Source organism: Methylobacter sp., assembly GCF_023227905.1.
In the GTDB taxonomy this organism is placed as follows: domain Bacteria; phylum Pseudomonadota; class Gammaproteobacteria; order Methylococcales; family Methylomonadaceae; genus Methylobacter_A.
In genome coordinates, this window is sequence record NZ_JALOCF010000044.1 from 24967 (window position 1) to 40222 (window position 15256).

22 protein-coding genes are annotated in these 15256 nt (G+C 41.8%); 4 read left to right on the top strand and 18 right to left on the bottom strand.

Annotated features, from left to right (window positions below; genetic code table 11):
* Positions 1-2: 2 nt before the first annotated feature.
* The 18 genes from M0R47_RS15950 to M0R47_RS16035 all read right to left on the bottom strand — a co-directional run bounded on the left by M0R47_RS15950 (position 3) and on the right by M0R47_RS16035 (position 11792).
* On the bottom strand, positions 3-428 hold the full coding sequence (locus M0R47_RS15950) for a hypothetical protein (RefSeq protein ID WP_292556598.1): 426 nt from the start codon (positions 426-428) through the stop codon (positions 3-5).
* Between the two features lie 3 nt (positions 429-431).
* Positions 432-1535, bottom strand: a complete 1104-nt coding sequence (locus M0R47_RS15955) for a hypothetical protein (RefSeq protein ID WP_292556599.1) — start codon at positions 1533-1535, stop codon at positions 432-434.
* Positions 1536-1590: 55 nt separating this feature from the next.
* A complete protein-coding gene (locus M0R47_RS15960) occupies positions 1591-2040 on the bottom strand; it encodes a phage virion morphogenesis protein (protein WP_292556600.1) in 450 nt (149 codons plus the stop codon).
* The gene (locus M0R47_RS15965; protein ID WP_292556601.1) at positions 2033-2302 is read right to left on the bottom strand and encodes a hypothetical protein; all 270 of its coding nucleotides are present in this window, start codon (positions 2300-2302) and stop codon (positions 2033-2035) included. The genes M0R47_RS15960 and M0R47_RS15965 overlap by 8 nt, the downstream gene beginning before the upstream one ends.
* Before the next feature lie 10 nt (positions 2303-2312).
* Entirely contained in the window at positions 2313-3152 is an 840-nt protein-coding gene (locus tag M0R47_RS15970; RefSeq protein WP_292556602.1) for a phage minor head protein, read from the bottom strand.
* Between the two features lie 6 nt (positions 3153-3158).
* Complete coding sequence (locus M0R47_RS15975; protein WP_292556603.1) at positions 3159-3479, bottom strand: hypothetical protein; 321 nt, start codon at positions 3477-3479, stop codon at positions 3159-3161.
* Positions 3472-5013, bottom strand: a complete 1542-nt coding sequence (locus M0R47_RS15980) for a DUF935 family protein (protein ID WP_292556605.1) — start codon at positions 5011-5013, stop codon at positions 3472-3474. The genes M0R47_RS15975 and M0R47_RS15980 overlap by 8 nt, the downstream gene beginning before the upstream one ends.
* A gap of 1 nt (position 5014) precedes the next feature.
* A complete protein-coding gene (terL, locus tag M0R47_RS15985; protein WP_292556607.1) occupies positions 5015-6457 on the bottom strand; it encodes a phage terminase large subunit in 1443 nt (480 codons plus the stop codon).
* Positions 6454-6864, bottom strand: a complete 411-nt coding sequence (locus M0R47_RS15990) for a hypothetical protein (protein ID WP_292556609.1) — start codon at positions 6862-6864, stop codon at positions 6454-6456. The genes terL and M0R47_RS15990 overlap by 4 nt, the downstream gene beginning before the upstream one ends.
* 62 nt (positions 6865-6926) lie before the next feature.
* Positions 6927-7208, bottom strand: coding sequence for a hypothetical protein (locus M0R47_RS15995; protein ID WP_292556611.1), 282 nt, complete (start codon positions 7206-7208; stop codon positions 6927-6929).
* Entirely contained in the window at positions 7205-7462 is a 258-nt protein-coding gene (locus M0R47_RS16000; protein ID WP_292556613.1) for a hypothetical protein, read from the bottom strand. Before M0R47_RS16000 ends, M0R47_RS15995 begins: the two co-directional genes overlap by 4 nt.
* Before the next feature lie 80 nt (positions 7463-7542).
* Entirely contained in the window at positions 7543-7938 is a 396-nt protein-coding gene (locus M0R47_RS16005) for a Mor transcription activator family protein (protein ID WP_292556614.1), read from the bottom strand.
* A gap of 262 nt (positions 7939-8200) precedes the next feature.
* Complete coding sequence (locus tag M0R47_RS16010; protein ID WP_292556616.1) at positions 8201-8347, bottom strand: hypothetical protein; 147 nt, start codon at positions 8345-8347, stop codon at positions 8201-8203.
* Positions 8348-8395: 48 nt separating this feature from the next.
* Positions 8396-8596, bottom strand: coding sequence for a hypothetical protein (locus tag M0R47_RS16015; RefSeq protein WP_292556618.1), 201 nt, complete (start codon positions 8594-8596; stop codon positions 8396-8398).
* Positions 8597-8687: 91 nt separating this feature from the next.
* The gene (locus M0R47_RS16020) at positions 8688-8981 is read right to left on the bottom strand and encodes a single-stranded DNA-binding protein (protein WP_292556619.1); all 294 of its coding nucleotides are present in this window, start codon (positions 8979-8981) and stop codon (positions 8688-8690) included.
* 283 nt (positions 8982-9264) lie between these two features.
* Positions 9265-10692, bottom strand: a complete 1428-nt coding sequence (locus M0R47_RS16025; protein WP_292556621.1) for a DUF3987 domain-containing protein — start codon at positions 10690-10692, stop codon at positions 9265-9267.
* Positions 10689-10865, bottom strand: coding sequence for a hypothetical protein (locus tag M0R47_RS16030; protein ID WP_292556623.1), 177 nt, complete (start codon positions 10863-10865; stop codon positions 10689-10691). Before M0R47_RS16030 ends, M0R47_RS16025 begins: the two co-directional genes overlap by 4 nt.
* Positions 10866-10970: 105 nt before the next feature.
* Positions 10971-11792 (bottom strand): toprim domain-containing protein, encoded by an 822-nt coding sequence (locus M0R47_RS16035; RefSeq protein WP_292556625.1) that lies wholly within the window; start codon positions 11790-11792, stop codon positions 10971-10973.
* Positions 11793-12005: 213 nt separating this feature from the next.
* On the opposite strand from M0R47_RS16035, the gene M0R47_RS16040 reads away from it, so the two are divergent.
* The 4 genes from M0R47_RS16040 (at position 12006) to M0R47_RS16055 (ending at position 15241) form a co-directional block, all read left to right on the top strand.
* Entirely contained in the window at positions 12006-12524 is a 519-nt protein-coding gene (locus M0R47_RS16040) for a hypothetical protein (protein WP_292556627.1), read from the top strand.
* 143 nt (positions 12525-12667) lie between these two features.
* Positions 12668-13177, top strand: a complete 510-nt coding sequence (locus M0R47_RS16045) for a hypothetical protein (protein ID WP_292556629.1) — start codon at positions 12668-12670, stop codon at positions 13175-13177.
* 112 nt (positions 13178-13289) lie between these two features.
* Positions 13290-15038 (top strand): DEAD/DEAH box helicase, encoded by a 1749-nt coding sequence (locus tag M0R47_RS16050; protein ID WP_292556631.1) that lies wholly within the window; start codon positions 13290-13292, stop codon positions 15036-15038.
* Positions 15038-15241: a hypothetical protein gene (locus M0R47_RS16055; RefSeq protein ID WP_292556632.1), complete on the top strand. Its 204-nt coding sequence runs from the start codon at positions 15038-15040 to the stop codon at positions 15239-15241. The genes M0R47_RS16050 and M0R47_RS16055 overlap by 1 nt, the downstream gene beginning before the upstream one ends.
* The last annotated feature ends 15 nt before the right edge of the window (positions 15242-15256 follow it).

Below are 15256 nucleotides of genomic sequence, written 5' to 3' on the forward strand. Positions count from 1 at the left end.
CCTTAAATTGATCTGAGAGAGACGGCTTCGAAAAATACTTCGACCTGTGTGCCGCTGATATAACGAGCTACTTTGCCGATGGCTGTATTACTTGTCAAAGTGAGCGTAAAGGTGTCATCGTCTGAAGCATAAACAGTCGAGCCTTCATCCGTTACAGCTGTAACGCCGGTAACTGCTAAAATGATCGTGCCACGTGCGCGTACATGCGCATTTACAGCACCAGCGGCGCCAGTAGCGTTATCCGCTCTCTTGAGTGCAAATCCAGCAAACGGGTCGGCTGCTACCAACGGGCGGAAATATCCTGAGCCGTTTTCGCCAACTGCCGCGCCTTCGTAAATAATATCTGATGCAATCATTGGCACATCGCTATCATACTCGGCACCGTGTACCGCATAGGTTCTTGGTTTATCTACTGCTAAAGTTGCCATCTGTTACCCCTTAATTTTAACTAGACCGTTGTTTTCAGCTTTGGCAAAAGCAACGTATGTATCAAATTCACCAAATTCAGCGCGTAACTCTGCACTTGAGTTCCATTTTTGTTTGTGTTGTGCGCTGGATGCGTCGCTTCCGGTCAGGTCAATATTGCCAGTTTCTTGTGACACTTCGCTAAATTCAATCTGTTTCGGCAAGCCCTTAAACAGCTCTTTTACGGAATCAATCAAAGGTTTCTTGCTGTCGCCTTCGCCAAATTCGACAACCTGCTCTTGACTAGCCAAGAAGTCAAGTGTTGCCACGGTAACATCTTTCTGAGCAGGTAGCAATGTGCCGGCTTTAACCAGAGATTCAGCGTAAGCTAGGTTATCCGCGTGGATGCTTGCCGTTTTACGGGCTTTTTCAGCCTCTGCAAAGTCGGCCTGTTGTTGTTTCAAAAGCTTGTTTTCAGCTTCCAGCGCTTCTAATCGCGCCTGATCTTCTGGGGTCATGGTATTTTCCTGGTAGTTAATAGGTTGTGATTCTTCCGGTTTTGCAAGCTCTTCCTGTGCGCTTTGTTCAAGCTGCCCAACAGATTCGCCTGGGATGGTTTCGTCTGCAACGGCAATGCCAAATTTTGAGATAAAAAACTCGCGTAAATTGCGCCATAGAGTAGCGTTAGTCATGTCATCCCAATCGGAAAACTCGATGCACTCGTCGGATTCCGAAAACTCAACAGGCTTTAGTCCCTTAACTGCTGGCGGCTGTGCGCCTAAAAAGCCCACGTGCCGCAAATAATAAACACCCGGCACGGGGTTAGTTGGAGCATCCGGCGTGTAGAAACTTGCAGATATTTTTTTGTAACGCCCGGCCTGAACAAGTTCTGAAAATGCCTCGTCTACCTGGTGTGGCTCGGCTTCGAGTCCGTCGGCAAAGCTTAGGGACTTGACCCAACCATAGGCTGGCGCGTCGGCTTTTGGATGCCCAACCACGATAGGTGCCTCATGAAGCGCCGGATTATAGGCACTGGCCGAAGCTTGAAGGTCTGACTCTGAGAAGTCCATTGTCGCGCCGCTCATCGCAGTGTGACTTCCGGCTTTGAAAATCTGGATTTTTTTATTCATGACTACAGATTCTACGCAGTTGTTGGTTTATGTGATTATGACGTGCTTCTTAATGCTATAAAGAGCTTTCTAAATGCTCGCGGATAATATCCAGGATATTGGCTTCGTCTTCGTTTGATATGCCAAAAAATGGCCGTGCTGGAATGTCGCCCCATAAATGTGGAAACTCGGCTTTAGTGCCGCCAAATTGCTGCATGGCTGCATATTCCATCGGGCTATAGATTTCCACGGCATCATTGCCGATCATGCGCGTATTGATAGAGTCCCCAAGCTGCCCGGTGGTGCCTGTCAATGGCTTGCTGTGCCCTTTCCGCTCGATTGTAACCGTGCTATTGGGCGCCCATCGCTGGCCGTCCGGTGCTGTCTGACTAACAAACCGCTTATGTGTAGACTCTTTCAGTTCTTCGCCAATCGATCGTAAAGCGGGTGATAGATTACCTACTGCACGCTGCAATCCACCAAGCGCTGCCTGTATTCTGCGTCCGTCAAATTCAACTTCAATCATGTTGGCTGTGCTTGCGCTTCTCGACGTTAAAAGTAACGCTCCATACTCCGTCTAGCAAATATGCGCCGGTTGCTACCTCATCATCTGCGCTTGACATCGTATGTGGTGCTGAGTTTAAAGAAGTTCCTGCGGCATTATAGATAACATGTATTGGTGTCAATGTGAATTCATTGGCTAGTCCGTTTTTATTATCAACAGGAGTTAGTACGTCAGCATCGGCATCAATGGTATTTAACAGGGTTATAAGGTCTTTTGCTTTCATTATTTCAATCTCACTTTGTATTTGACGGGTCGTCTTTGATTATTTTCGCTATCTCGGCTAAAAAAGCATCGGCTAATACGGATGGCAAGCTCGCCACCTTATTATCAACAAACTGTTGCATCTGCTTTGCAATAGATTTACCTTGGGAATAATCCCACCCATAATCAACGCCATTCGGTAGCGTGTGCTTTACACCGTTTCTGTCTTCCACCGTGTAAGTTCCATCGTTCGGCGCTGCATCGCCATTGTATTCTTTTGCTCTGACTGCTGCGACACGGCACCGGCACCCAAAGCCGTTCGGGGGGAAATGGCTTTGCCACCACGGGTCATCATAGCGCAACACTACCGGTTTATCACCCCAGGCTTTGTGTTGTGGCCTTGGGTGAGCCACAGTGTCATTATGCACGTATTTCCAGTAAGGGCGGCTCTTCAGTAGGTCAGGGTTAGTTAACTCACCATAGCGCCCGGCTGCGTAACTGGCACGCAAATTAGTATTATAAATAACCCGCGCGCGCCAGTCCCTACCCGGCAATGTGTCGCTCCCTGTCCAGCCTTCCCATCCGTGCTTTTGCACAATCGCTTCGAAATTCTCTTTAAACCATCCAATGCTTTTACCATCCTGTGCGGCTTTATTGACTGCTGTGTGCAGGTCATTAAGCAAGTCTGCCTTAGCCGCTCCTGCAACTGTAAAGGCGCGGTCATGTGCGGCTTTCAGTATGTCGTCCCATTTATCAGTAGGAATATTAAGTTTTTGCTTTAAAAATTCTACCTGCTCATCAAACGGCTGATTGAATTTACCGTCGCCACGCGAGTTAAACGCTATCTGTGTGGGGCTTAGTTTTAGTGGCATAAAAATTCACTCACCGAATATCTCGTCAAGATCGAGACTCCATAACGTCTCATGTTCGCCTATCCCGACTACACTGGCATACGGCATTTTGCGGCCATTAGCTCTCTGCATTTGCACATATTTTGCACCTTTTTCATAGAGCGTTTTCAATATTCTCAGCCACTGCCCTCTATTCATTTCGCCGTGCGCGCCGAATAAAAACACCGTGTTATCTGACAACCAATTGACTGATATGACCAGGATATAATCATCACGTTTAGCATAGCTATAGCCATCACGATAACAACGTATCAACCCTGATACAGGGCTATAATGGATATTATTCACTGGTAACATCATAACGCCCTGACAAATCCGCCGCTGCAAATGCCAGCGTCATCACGTTAGTTAGCTGCTCGCTATCTAAATCTGCATAACTAGCCAGCAAGTCATCGCGTAAGGCTTCCAAGCTGTCTGCGCTGTCTACTTTTGCGCGTATGGTGTCCACCCAATTTTTAATTGAGTTGCCAGCGGCTGCGGCCAGTATATCGGTTTGCGCTGATACTGGCGTAGGGTCAATGTCAGTTACTACAGGCTCGGCAAATTGCGCTGGTTTGTCAGTTATGACTGGTTCAGTCTTGTCTGTAGTCGGCTGCAAGGATTCTTCATATTCGCCTTCATACTTATCTTGGATATATTTCAGCGTCGGCTTATAGCCCATGTCAAAGATTACTTTATCTTTATCGGCACACGCTTTTAAATCTTCTTCCTGCTCAACATTACGCCATACTTTTGGCGGTGCCACATTGTCACCATCGTTATAATAGGTTAACCACTTAGCAACTGTGCGGTTAAACGATCCACACACTAAGTCTGCATCAGCTTTTATCAAGTCTTCTCTGACTTCGCCAGCATTGTCCTCACCTCCCAATCTACCTGGTGTTGAATCTGCCCCGGCTGAATGCCCTATATACACTTTGCTGATAGCCGCGTTCATACGGTCAACAAGGGCAGTATAGTCGGCGGTGCCGGAGCGGGTAGCCTCAAGGAGTTCTACTTGCATTCCTTCAGGTATTCTGATTGCTGTGCTGCTCTGGATCGCGCTTAACGCTTTTAACAGGCGTTCTTTTTCTGCGTCGGATGATGATATTGGATAGGTTCCGATTGCTGTCGGCTGCCCAAATTTTTCAAGGAATTGCAGCCAGAATTTAATGCCATTTTTTTTAAACCACACAGGCCAATAAAGGTAATGCCCAAGGCCAAGCCCATACGGGTCATCATCGTGGTCTGCACCGCACGCAAAAGCCCAAAATTTAGCAGGTGGCAGCGCCTCGCCCATTGAGTAATCACTAGGGGTAATCAATCGCAACTCACCAGACGGCAAAAAACCAAAGCGGCTGCGGTTACGGACTTTAATATCTGACAATGTAATTTCTGATCCATCCGTCTGCCACATGCACTCAGCAACCGAGTATCCATATAGTACCGCAGATAGCATCTTTTGTGTTTTGTCGTCCCAAGCCAAACGCTCAAGTAATACCTGTAATCTATCAGCGGCTTTCTTCGCTTTGCGGCTGCTATCGCCAGGATCAACGCCCCACTCTTTCGAGATTAAGGCTAGCTCGCGCTGCTGGCGGCATGTCTTAACTTGGTCGTCTCTAGCCAGCTCTTCATAGATTGTATAATCACCGCTTCCGCGCGTCTCTAGCACCGTATCACTGGCGCTCATGATTAAATTATCTGGGATCCATCCGCGCGTTATGTCTCTTCCGTTTTTTACTGTGGCAATCTCGGCCATGCTTGGCTTGGCGCCTAAAGACTGCTCCTCTGCATAATTAACGCTTGGTACAATAATCTTTTTAAATCTGTCAATTAGACTCATCTCACCAGCCTTTTAGGTTGTTTGTGTTGGCAATGGTATCAATACTGCCGTGTGTTCTTTGTTCTGTTTCGTTGATCACTCTAGACCCAACCGCTTTAAATTCTATTTCTCCGATAGGCGTCAGGTCGTTAAACGCATCAGCGCAAGCATCCACTTGGTCATCGTGCGCGCCATTAGGGAATGCCCTCATTTCGTCTATCAATGCAGCTATCCAGGCACCACGCAACGCAGACACGTTGCCTATGTTTACCTGTGCAGCAAATGGACCGGCTCTTGTTTCCTTGTCGCCTGTAACGGGTAATGCTTCCGCTTTAAACCCTGCAAGCATATTTACAAACCGTGCGGCCTGGGATTTTCCGGCCTGTCCTGGGTCTTGGGGCAGCCTGATTTTGCATGTTGCTCCATCACGTTTAGCGGTATTAAGTATAACAGCCTCTACTTCGTGCGGAGCTCCACGCATCCGCACTACATCGACAATGTACCAACGATATTTATCACGGGTCATCTTGATACCTACCGTCCAGTCACCTTTCGATGTGGCGGCTAAATCCCAAGCCCTAACATAACGATTACAGTCTGACGGTATCGCATCAACTAACTGCATCATATCAGGTTTAAATACCTCGCCATCAGCAAGCGTAGGATTTTGCTGATAAAGCGAATTCCAAGAAGATGGAAGCATACGCGCTCTCATCGACTTTAAAAATTCAAGGCTTTTATGCTCTTTAAAAAGTGGTTCATCAGCTTTTCTGTGAGCCTCATCATCCTCTGCGATTGCTGGATAGCGTAACACTTTGACTGTAGGATCAAGCTCTATCAGTCTCCCTACTGGGTCGTCAATATGCCATCGTGTCAGGATAATAAGCAACGCTCCGTCGTCAGCAAATCTAGTGCTAAAATCATCAGTGAACCAATCCCATACTGAGCTCCTTATCGTCTCACTATTAGCATCTGAACGGCCTCGAATAGGGTCATCTATGACCCCTATATCAAGGCTTTCTCCTGTAACAGAACCTCGCACCGTTGTATTTCTGAAATATCCTGTCTTATCTGCATACTCAAAATAATCTTGTGTAACCTGTCCACCTAAACGTGTTCCAAAAACACGTTTATATTTTTCAGAAGCCATAATACGTCTAATCCTAAGATTCGCTCTAACTCCAAGTCTATCTGAAAAAGAAGCATATATAATCTTTGTATCTGGTGACTTACCAGCTACCCACGCCAGCCAGTCTATAACTGCTGTACTCTTTCCGTGTTGAGGCGGTGCTTGTATAACAAGCTTAGGCCTAAGCCCGGCTTGATAGTCTTCAAAAAATGTTTGTAGCTCGTTGGCTATCTCCCTAGGCCACCATGATCGTTTTAATTTCGGGTCCATGTACTGTCTAAAACACCAGAACGATTCCCTAGACTGATCTGCTCTTAACGCATCGACAATACTCATTCATCAAGCTTTACTTTGTCTGGGTCTATACCTGCATCTATTAGTTGCTGCTCTATTTCCGCTCTAGTTAATATCAGTGTTTTAGGTGTCATGCTGCCATCACTGCTAGTATGGTCTACTTTTTTATCTGTAACAATTGTTTCCTTCCATCCCATTTGTGTTTTACTCCACCAAATAGCCGCGCTGGTGTCGCCAGCAACTGCTTTCTGGAATAGCGTCTGTCCTACTTTGCTATTAGCTTTTGCTTTACCTTGCGTAAGTTCTTTTTTAAAGTGCTTTGCGAGGGTATCATCGTCTATACCATCCCTGACTAGAGCTGCAATATGCGGTAATGGGACGCCATAGCCGCTCATTGACTCAACTAGTTTTCTCTCTTCGTCCGTTGGTTTAAATGATGGTCTTGCCATATCAGTCTTTTATAACACCGAAAAATAAATCATTTATCAAGTTTTCATAGAAAGTCAATTCTTTATCTATTAATTTCTGCACGGTTAACCTTGTCGTTAAGTTTATCTTCTATTTTATCAAGCTTTTTAAACAACGCAGAAGCAAGCTCCCTGTATATCCTGTCTACATGATCCCTGGTCGCATAATTACCAGCAACTAGAATTTCAATATTTGCTGTTTTTTCAGTAAGCTTTTCCTGAGCATTTTGCAGACCTTTTATTTCGTCCCAAACAACTTTTAAAACGGCGCCGGCTAAAATTCCAAACAGACCGAAAAACCAGTTTAAAATTTCCTGGTTTATCATAGTCCAGCCTTTTTGGATGTAATCACGGTCAGCACGCTATTCGCTATTGTCAGAAATGCAACAATACCAGCGCCCATTGTTTGCATTAGCTCTTCACTGATATGAAAATCATACCCATAAATAGCGGCTATAGATGACACCGCAACCAGAAGCGTAGTGACATTATTAGCCTTCAACTGAACAGATTTCCATAGAGCCGGATTATCGATCTCTGAGCCTTTTTTAAAAAGGTTAAAAATATTTTGTAATGTCATGGTGTACACCTATTTGATGATATTTTTTGTCGCCTCTCATTATAAATAATAAATATAGTCTAAAGCTTGAGAATTGCTTCCTAACCGTCAAACATATCTTGCTGATTGCATAGTTTTACATTATTGCATATACGATTAACCTGCCTCTCTGTAATCCCATACTGTAGCGCGATGCTTGATTGCATCATTCCACCAGCAAAATCTCGTAATATTTGCTGATTACGAAGCTCTCGTATAGCAGCTGCTGCTCTTGGGATCTGAATAACCTCATTACCGTAAATCTCGCACAACTTTTTAAATGCGTCAAACCCAAGCAATTCAGCAAGTTTATGCGTCATCGTTGGGGTTTTTGGTATGCGAACGTGAACGCCAGGATAATTAAGCAATAGCGTCATTGCTACCGTCTGACCACAATTATCTGCTATTTCTAGCATCATGCGAGGTATTAGATTATCTGGATAATCAAATAATTCCATTGCAAACTAATATTTAACTGTCCTTTCTTTGCATCTAAGCGACCCAAAATCCTTGTTACTGAATGAGCAAAAATGCGCAACTCCGTTACATTCTGCTTGATACGTCCTCAGTCCGTCAAGAACCCATTGTGAATTCTCATTGCTTATTTTTATAATTTCAGGTGGGCATCCTATTTCACCCGACGCCATACGCTGAAAACCTGTTGTTGCCGAGCAAGCAGACAGGCTGATCAATGTTAATGCTATTAATAATTTCTTCATTTTAGTGTACCTTTTTTGATTCAATTATGAAAATTTTTGCTTTATAGCCAAGCTGATGCTCAATTTGCTTGATGCAATCCTTTGCATTAATCCCGCGAGTAATAAACATCATCTGTGTTTTTGCTTCAATCATTTTGTATTGTTTCATTTTCTTATCCTCGTTTAAAGCCGTCCATGGCTATATTGTTATTAATTATTATCCGCGGACATCGATAACTTCGAAATCGCCATCAATTATTAGGCCGTCAACTGTTCCAAATGCTTGGCTGTAGGTTAATCCATACTCATCAGTGTCATAACCAATTTCATCAAATTTAGCTTCGATTGATTTGTTATCATCGCCTTTTATTTCCGCGACAACTTCTTTTGTTTCAACGTTGTAAATATATGCTTTCATTTTCTTATCCTCGGTTAGTTTGTGTGAAAACGTCTTTGTTTCGACGTTGGATATATTAAATCACACAACTAACCTTTTGTAAAGTATTTTTTTACAATGCAATGAAATTATTTACCGTGACATTGAGCGCCTGCTTCAAAACGCCGTCACGTGATGTGTACTCAACTAGCCTTAAGGCACCTATCACGCTGATAGCGGCGTTTTTTTCTAAAAGTGATACCGTAGCAGCCAATTCACCAAAACAAGCTGCCTGTACATACTCAGCGCGGTTTTCTTTCTCAATCCAAACGCCAATTGTGCAGTTATAAACGCTATTGCCATTGGATAATGGTTTCAACTCGCCAACGCGAGCTATTTTTCCATCAATTTTCGCTGTTATTGTCATGATATTTCCTGCTTGTGTATTAAGTTGTTATGCACAGTGTATAACGAGTATACACAGCCTTAAGCCACGCCAGCCGTGGCTTACAGCCATTTGTGTATAATGTGTATAGTACACCTTTGTGTGCGTGTGTGAGAGTAAAAATTTCATTAGATGTCCATATAAAAAAGAAAGAAAGAAAGAAAGAATACATATAATACTATACACTATACACATATACTATATAAACCCTTATATTCCGTGGCTTAAGCCTGTGTATAGTCACTATACACAGGCTATGCACACTTTACACACGATAGTATTTCTTACCGTCCTCAACTTCTAATTGCAGTAGATTAAGTTTAACCATTTCAATAAGTACTCGCCTTATCTCAGCGTATTTATCGCCCTTAAAATCTCTAAACGGTAATGTTGCTCTCTTTGATAATATAATATTTCTCTCATCCCTTCGACGTGGATTTTCAGCGAATAAAGTCAATATTGACTCATACGCTGCTTTATCGCCAGTTATCCCAACATTCTCACAAGTTTGATGCCACGATTTAACCAACTCTGCGCAAATATGTAGTGCGGATAAAATATGTTTGTCGTCTATTATTGGATTTAAAACCACACTGGACTCAAAAACATGCAAATTAGCCGCTATTTTCATAACCTGCGCGTCGATTTTTGCAATCATGCCACGTAGCCCTGCTATTGCGTATTTCTCGCCGTCAGCAATCATAGGCTCAAGAAATTGACGGAACTTTTTTATCAGCTCCCATGACTCTGTTGAAATTGACAAACAGTTAATGTCATCATAGTCAACTTGCTCATGTAATACCTGCTCAAAGCTTGAACATTTCTTGTCATAGTCAAGCCATATCGAACTATCATGACGGTTTTGCTTTCCAACAATATCTCGTTTACCTAAAAACGTTTCCTCGGCAAGAAACAAAAACCTTTCTGCCAACCCGGTTCCGTTGGAACTGCTTAAAATAGTATGTGACGTGCCATCTTGAGCAAAGCACACCAATCCGCCAACAACAGTACCAACGTGTCCGCCGCGAGTTACCCTGGATGACGACATAAAGCCGCCGTCAAAGCCATGCAATACCGCGTCGTTATTTGATTTTGAACCAGCACCCTTATACATTCCCCCGATTAGTGAATCTATGGCCCCCTGCTCGGCTGAAACAACGCTAAAAAAACCGTTGTTCTGTCCGGTTATTATTTCAAGAGCCTCTGGTGTTGTGTTGTTTATAAACAACGACCTTGATATGTTATTTATGCGTGATTTTAAATCGTCTTTGTCTCTCTGTTTTGCAGCCTCGTCTTCTTCAAGGTCTTTTAATTCCTCTATTAGTGAGTTTTTTATTTTCTTGATTAGCCCAAAAAAAGGCTTTTGAAAAACGGTTAGACACCTTGATTTTGCGGTCCCACTTGGCTGCTCTCCGATGACATAAAGTGAAATTGGAAGCTTTCCATAATGCTCATAATTTACGGCGTATTTTCTACAAGAAACTGTGCTGAAAACGCCTAAACCACACATCATGACTGTGCTTATTGGAAGGTCACATTCATAAGCTGTTTGTTCAGAAAGGCGGTAAAGAAGGCTGTTTTTGTCGATGTGTTTTGTTAGGTCTAATGATTTTAGTGGCGTATGGTCGTCTAGAATAGAATTATAATTAGAATCAGGAGGCCTTCTTTTTTCAAAATCATCAAATTTACTCATGTTCTAGCGCCCCAAATATAAATTATTTGGCGCTTTATTGCTTTCCTTCTTTCAGTATGTCCGAATTTGTCCAAAAGCTCATCGATTGATTGTGTCTCCAATAAAAGCTTTTCTTTTCTTAAATAAATAACTATTTCCCTTGCAGATTTATTAATTTTTTTATGTCTATTCATAAATTTCCTTTAATGCAAAAAAAAACATCTATAAACAACCGAGCAGGGTCGAATATAGATGTTTCTGTATAAAGCCAATAAGATTAATGCCTGCTCACACGATTCTTATAAACTCATGCTTATTATATCATTAAAATCCATGCCTACAACATCCGGCATAATGTAACTGCATCCAATCGCCAAACATGCTTCTTTAGCCTTACGCTCACCGACTCCTGACTCGTCGTTATCTGCTGCGATAATGATTTCATTGCCTCTATATATCTCAGCAATGCTTTTAGCGACTGCCGGCAAATTACCGGCGTTAAATGCTACAACAACAGTGCATCCATAATGCTCATGTATACTAGCTCCAGTGGCGTATCCCTCGCATATTATGATAGTGTCTGACTCTCCCTCTATCATAAAAAAACATCCCGTAATCTCGGCGCCTGTCATAAATTTTTTTGTCCCGTCAGCATAAATACGCTGCAGGTTAACAAGTGCACCAAAACGGTTATAAATTGGTACTAAAAGTATACCGTTTGTGGCAGCTTTTAGGCCATACGACTTAACACGTTTTTTTGTTAAATAGGTGTGCGATATACATTCATTAGCTAAGCTCCAAATATTTTGTGAAAAAACTGCAGCTTCAGAGCGTTTTATTCTTCGATTAATTTCTTCCTCTTTTTTGTGATTTTTTATCCTATCAATCTCCTCTTTTGAGTATATTTTTTTAACACCTTCTTTTTCTTTTTGCTTCCACTTGGCTTTAAAATCCTTGGACCAGTCACCAAATGCACCGGCCCAGTAATCACCGCCGTGAAGGATTACCCATCCACACGATTTATTTTTTATTTTAAAACGACGTAAAACTCCGTCTGGGAATATATCGCGCGGTGGCTCTATACCACAATCACGCATTGCATTTTTAAATTCTTCAATCATAATTCTATCCCGCTGTTGTTGGGTGATTCTACAGTAATAAGCATTGCAAGCTGAAAAATGCCGGCCGTCAGTATTGCAAAAATTACAAAAATTCTCAGTGTTTCGATTAGTGCTTTCATAGTTATTTCTCGATAAAAAAGTAAAACAATAGTTTACAAGCAGTCGTGTTAATTGTAAACTGTTGTCTACTAAATTTAACTATAGGACACGAAAATGAAAGCTAAAAAGTTACTAATAAAACTAGGTGCGTGCAGAGACGCTATTAACTGGGTAGGTAACAGAACAACAGAAGAAGCCTGGAATGAATGTCATCGAGGCGACTGGATGTTGTGGTTTTATTACAAGCAATACCCAGAAAATATAAGAGAGCTATATCTTGTAAAAGGTCATTGTGCTAATACAGTCAGGCATTTAATGAAAGATGAAAGAAGCCTCGCGGCTGTCGATGCAGCTATAGCTTATGGCATAGGTGAAATATCAAAAGAAGAGCTTTATGCTGCTTCTGCTGATGCTGCTGATGCTGCTTATGCTGCTGCTTATGCTGCTGCTTATGCTGCTTCTGCTGCTGCTGCTGATGCTGCTTATGCTGCTGCTTGTGCTGCTTATGCTGCTGCTGCTTATGCTGCTTATGCTTCTTATGACGATGATGCTGCTGAATCATATACTAATGGTACTAAACAAAGTCAAAAACAAACCGCCGATATATGCCGCAAATATTTAACCATAGGATAAAAAATGATAGATTTTCAGGAAAAAATTGACGATATAATTTACTTGTTAGAGTGCTCAACTTTTAGCGATGATTACAATGACGTTATAAAAAGTCTAAATAGAGCTAGAAATCTTTTGGATAACTTAATAGAGAGCATTGACTAATGACCATAGAACAATTTGCAAAATACTGGGAAATAGAAATTAAACGAGCACGATATATAGTCGCTCAAGAATCTGGTATAAAAAAATACTCAGGTAAATTTGTTTATCCATCTGAAGCAGTTATTGAGGCTCACAAAAAGCGTCTAGTATGCTTCCAGGAAAAGCAGCCAGATGAGATTGACTTTTACGAAATTAAGCACAAATATTGCCATCTCATGGGGTTTAATCTGCTCATAAAAGAATCAAAAAAGCCAGGATTTCCAAAGATTAAGCGGAAAATTAAAACCGTCGGAATGTCTCAACGGATATGGAACAAACAAGAAATAGACGACTATTTTAAGGATGTAAAACGCATAGATCGAAAGCGCAAGATGAACGCAAAAGTACCGGTGACAAAGATAAAAGGTTTAAAAGCAATGGTTATATTTTTCAATTCTGGTCAGTGTCACAGGCTAGGTGAAAATGTAAACCTGCAAGTCAAACATACTAGTTATTTTAATACGTTATGAAAAAATACACACAAAAACAGATACATGCGGCGCTAGAGAATTTAATTGCGTTTGGCTATATCAAATTGTCAGAAATAGACAAGGATATTATTGATTATAGGCTTGGTGTCAAATGACAAAATACACACTACGCCCATATCAACAAGAAGCCGTTGATTCAGCCGTTGAGCATATAAAAAAGTCACTAACTAGCCAGGTTTTGGTATTGCCAACGGCTGCAGGTAAAAGTTTGATAATTTCAGAAATAGCAAAAATTTATCACGAAATATCTGGCAAAAACGTACTTTGTCTAGCTCCGAGCGCATTGCTAGTAAAACAAAATCATGAAAAATACATAAGCTACGATGGATTGCGAGCGTCTATTTTTTGTGCGAGCCTTAATTCCAAATCAGTAAGGCATCCGGTAATATTTGCATCCCCGTTGAGCGTCAAAAACTCGGTTGAGAAGTTTAAAGACATTGGATTGATTATCCTGGATGAGTGTCATCTAATAACGGCAAGCGTAAAAAATATTATTGCTGAACTGACAGCACAAAACAGCAACTTGCGCGTATGTGGCGTTACAGCTACACCTATGCGCCTTGGAACCGGGTATATTTTCAAATCACATTACAAAAAAGGCTTTATCGATGAGGCAGTAAATCCATACTTTGATAAATGCACGTTTGAAGTGTCTGCAAAATATCTGTTAGAGCATGGTTATATAACCAGGCCGGTTGTTGGTAAAACTCAGTTGCATTACGAAACGGAAAAACTTGAATTAGATAAAAAAGGACAGTACACGGCTGAAAGTATCCACGAGGTTTACGAAGGTAAAGGGCGCCTAACGAGTGAGATAATAGCGGATATTGTCGAAACAACGTATCAATATAAAGGCGGTGTTTTAATATTTTGCTCAACAATACAGCACTGTCAGGAAGCACTAGAGTCATTGCCAAAAGGCATCAGTGCCATGGTTACCGGTGAGTCTAAAGACCGTAAAAAAATAGAGCGTCAATTCCTGCGCGGTGAAATAAAATACCTATGCAATGTGTCTACTCAGACAACTGGGTGCGACTACCCTCAAACGTTTTGCTGTGCTTTGCTGCGTAAATCTGAAAGTGTCGTATTACTCACTCAAATGATAGGCCGTGTTTTAAGACTGCATGAAGATAAGCCATTTGCCCTTATCCTGGACTATGCAGACAACATAAAAACGCATTTCCCTGATGGCGATGTTTTTAACCCGGTCGTAAGAGCAAGGGCATCAAGCGAAACAGAAACGCTAACCGCAATATGCCCTGAATGCAGCCACAAAAACGAATTTGCAGTAAGGCCTAATGATGCCGGGTACACTATAACTGAAAACGGGTATTTCTCATGGCCTGACACTGGTGATGTTGTTCTTGATCAAGAAAAGCGCCCAGTGCCGGCCCATTTTGGGCGCCGTTGTAAGGGAATTATAAAGCGTGTCGAGCGCTGCACCTACAAATGGACATTCAAAAAATGCGAAAAATGCGAGCATGAAAATGACATTGCAGCGCGTTATTGTGCTAAGTGCAAAGAAGAATTGATTGATCCGAACGCAAAACTTGAACTTGATAAACAAACAGCTGTTAAGCAAGCGGCTGAGAAGCCATTGATTGAGCCTGTTTTAAATATCGCTATTGAGGAAGACTTTGGGGGGGATAAGCGAATAAAAGTTGTAACTGTAGAGACAATATTAAGAAAAAAGATTCGTGAATTTTTAAGGGTAAGCAATGAAAAAGAGAGGGATAAATACCGGTATTACAGAGACAACAGAAAGCAGCTTGAAGATAAAAGTATTAAGTTTTACCGGCCAATGGGCAAAACATTTTATAAATTAATAGGTATTGAATAATGAAAACATGTAAGCGTGGGCATGAATGGGATAATGAAAATAATAGACAATGCAATTATTGTATGTCAATAGCACGAAAAAAATACCGAGAAGAAAATAGAGAAAAACAATTAGAAATTAATAAAAAATACAATGAAGAAAACAAAGAAAAAATATCAGCCAGAAAGAAAAAATACCGAGAAGAAAATAGAGAAAAACAATAAGAAATAAATAAAAAA

What these genes read in the sequence shown, in the direction of transcription:
- M0R47_RS15970 (WP_292556602.1), bottom strand. Translation starts at nt 3,152, where the DNA reads ATGCCACTAAAACTAAGCCCCACACAGATAGCGTTTAACTCGCGTGGC.
- M0R47_RS16055 (WP_292556632.1), top strand. Translation starts at nt 15,038, where the DNA reads ATGAAAACATGTAAGCGTGGGCATGAATGGGATAATGAAAATAATAGA.
- M0R47_RS16035 (WP_292556625.1), bottom strand. Translation starts at nt 11,792, where the DNA reads ATGATTGAAGAATTTAAAAATGCAATGCGTGATTGTGGTATAGAGCCA.
- M0R47_RS16045 (WP_292556629.1), top strand. Translation starts at nt 12,668, where the DNA reads ATGACCATAGAACAATTTGCAAAATACTGGGAAATAGAAATTAAACGA.
- M0R47_RS16030 (WP_292556623.1), bottom strand. Translation starts at nt 10,865, where the DNA reads ATGAATAGACATAAAAAAATTAATAAATCTGCAAGGGAAATAGTTATT.
- M0R47_RS16000 (WP_292556613.1), bottom strand. Translation starts at nt 7,462, where the DNA reads ATGACATTACAAAATATTTTTAACCTTTTTAAAAAAGGCTCAGAGATC.
- M0R47_RS16005 (WP_292556614.1), bottom strand. Translation starts at nt 7,938, where the DNA reads ATGGAATTATTTGATTATCCAGATAATCTAATACCTCGCATGATGCTA.
- M0R47_RS16015 (WP_292556618.1), bottom strand. Translation starts at nt 8,596, where the DNA reads ATGAAAGCATATATTTACAACGTTGAAACAAAAGAAGTTGTCGCGGAA.
- M0R47_RS15965 (WP_292556601.1), bottom strand. Translation starts at nt 2,302, where the DNA reads ATGAAAGCAAAAGACCTTATAACCCTGTTAAATACCATTGATGCCGAT.
- M0R47_RS16010 (WP_292556616.1), bottom strand. Translation starts at nt 8,347, where the DNA reads ATGAAACAATACAAAATGATTGAAGCAAAAACACAGATGATGTTTATT.
- M0R47_RS15980 (WP_292556605.1), bottom strand. Translation starts at nt 5,013, where the DNA reads ATGAGTCTAATTGACAGATTTAAAAAGATTATTGTACCAAGCGTTAAT.
- M0R47_RS16025 (WP_292556621.1), bottom strand. Translation starts at nt 10,692, where the DNA reads ATGAGTAAATTTGATGATTTTGAAAAAAGAAGGCCTCCTGATTCTAAT.
- M0R47_RS16040 (WP_292556627.1), top strand. Translation starts at nt 12,006, where the DNA reads ATGAAAGCTAAAAAGTTACTAATAAAACTAGGTGCGTGCAGAGACGCT.
- M0R47_RS15950 (WP_292556598.1), bottom strand. Translation starts at nt 428, where the DNA reads ATGGCAACTTTAGCAGTAGATAAACCAAGAACCTATGCGGTACACGGT.
- M0R47_RS16020 (WP_292556619.1), bottom strand. Translation starts at nt 8,981, where the DNA reads ATGACAATAACAGCGAAAATTGATGGAAAAATAGCTCGCGTTGGCGAG.
- M0R47_RS16050 (WP_292556631.1), top strand. Translation starts at nt 13,290, where the DNA reads ATGACAAAATACACACTACGCCCATATCAACAAGAAGCCGTTGATTCA.
- M0R47_RS15960 (WP_292556600.1), bottom strand. Translation starts at nt 2,040, where the DNA reads ATGATTGAAGTTGAATTTGACGGACGCAGAATACAGGCAGCGCTTGGT.
- terL (WP_292556607.1), bottom strand. Translation starts at nt 6,457, where the DNA reads ATGAGTATTGTCGATGCGTTAAGAGCAGATCAGTCTAGGGAATCGTTC.
- M0R47_RS15955 (WP_292556599.1), bottom strand. Translation starts at nt 1,535, where the DNA reads ATGAATAAAAAAATCCAGATTTTCAAAGCCGGAAGTCACACTGCGATG.
- M0R47_RS15995 (WP_292556611.1), bottom strand. Translation starts at nt 7,208, where the DNA reads ATGATAAACCAGGAAATTTTAAACTGGTTTTTCGGTCTGTTTGGAATT.
- M0R47_RS15990 (WP_292556609.1), bottom strand. Translation starts at nt 6,864, where the DNA reads ATGGCAAGACCATCATTTAAACCAACGGACGAAGAGAGAAAACTAGTT.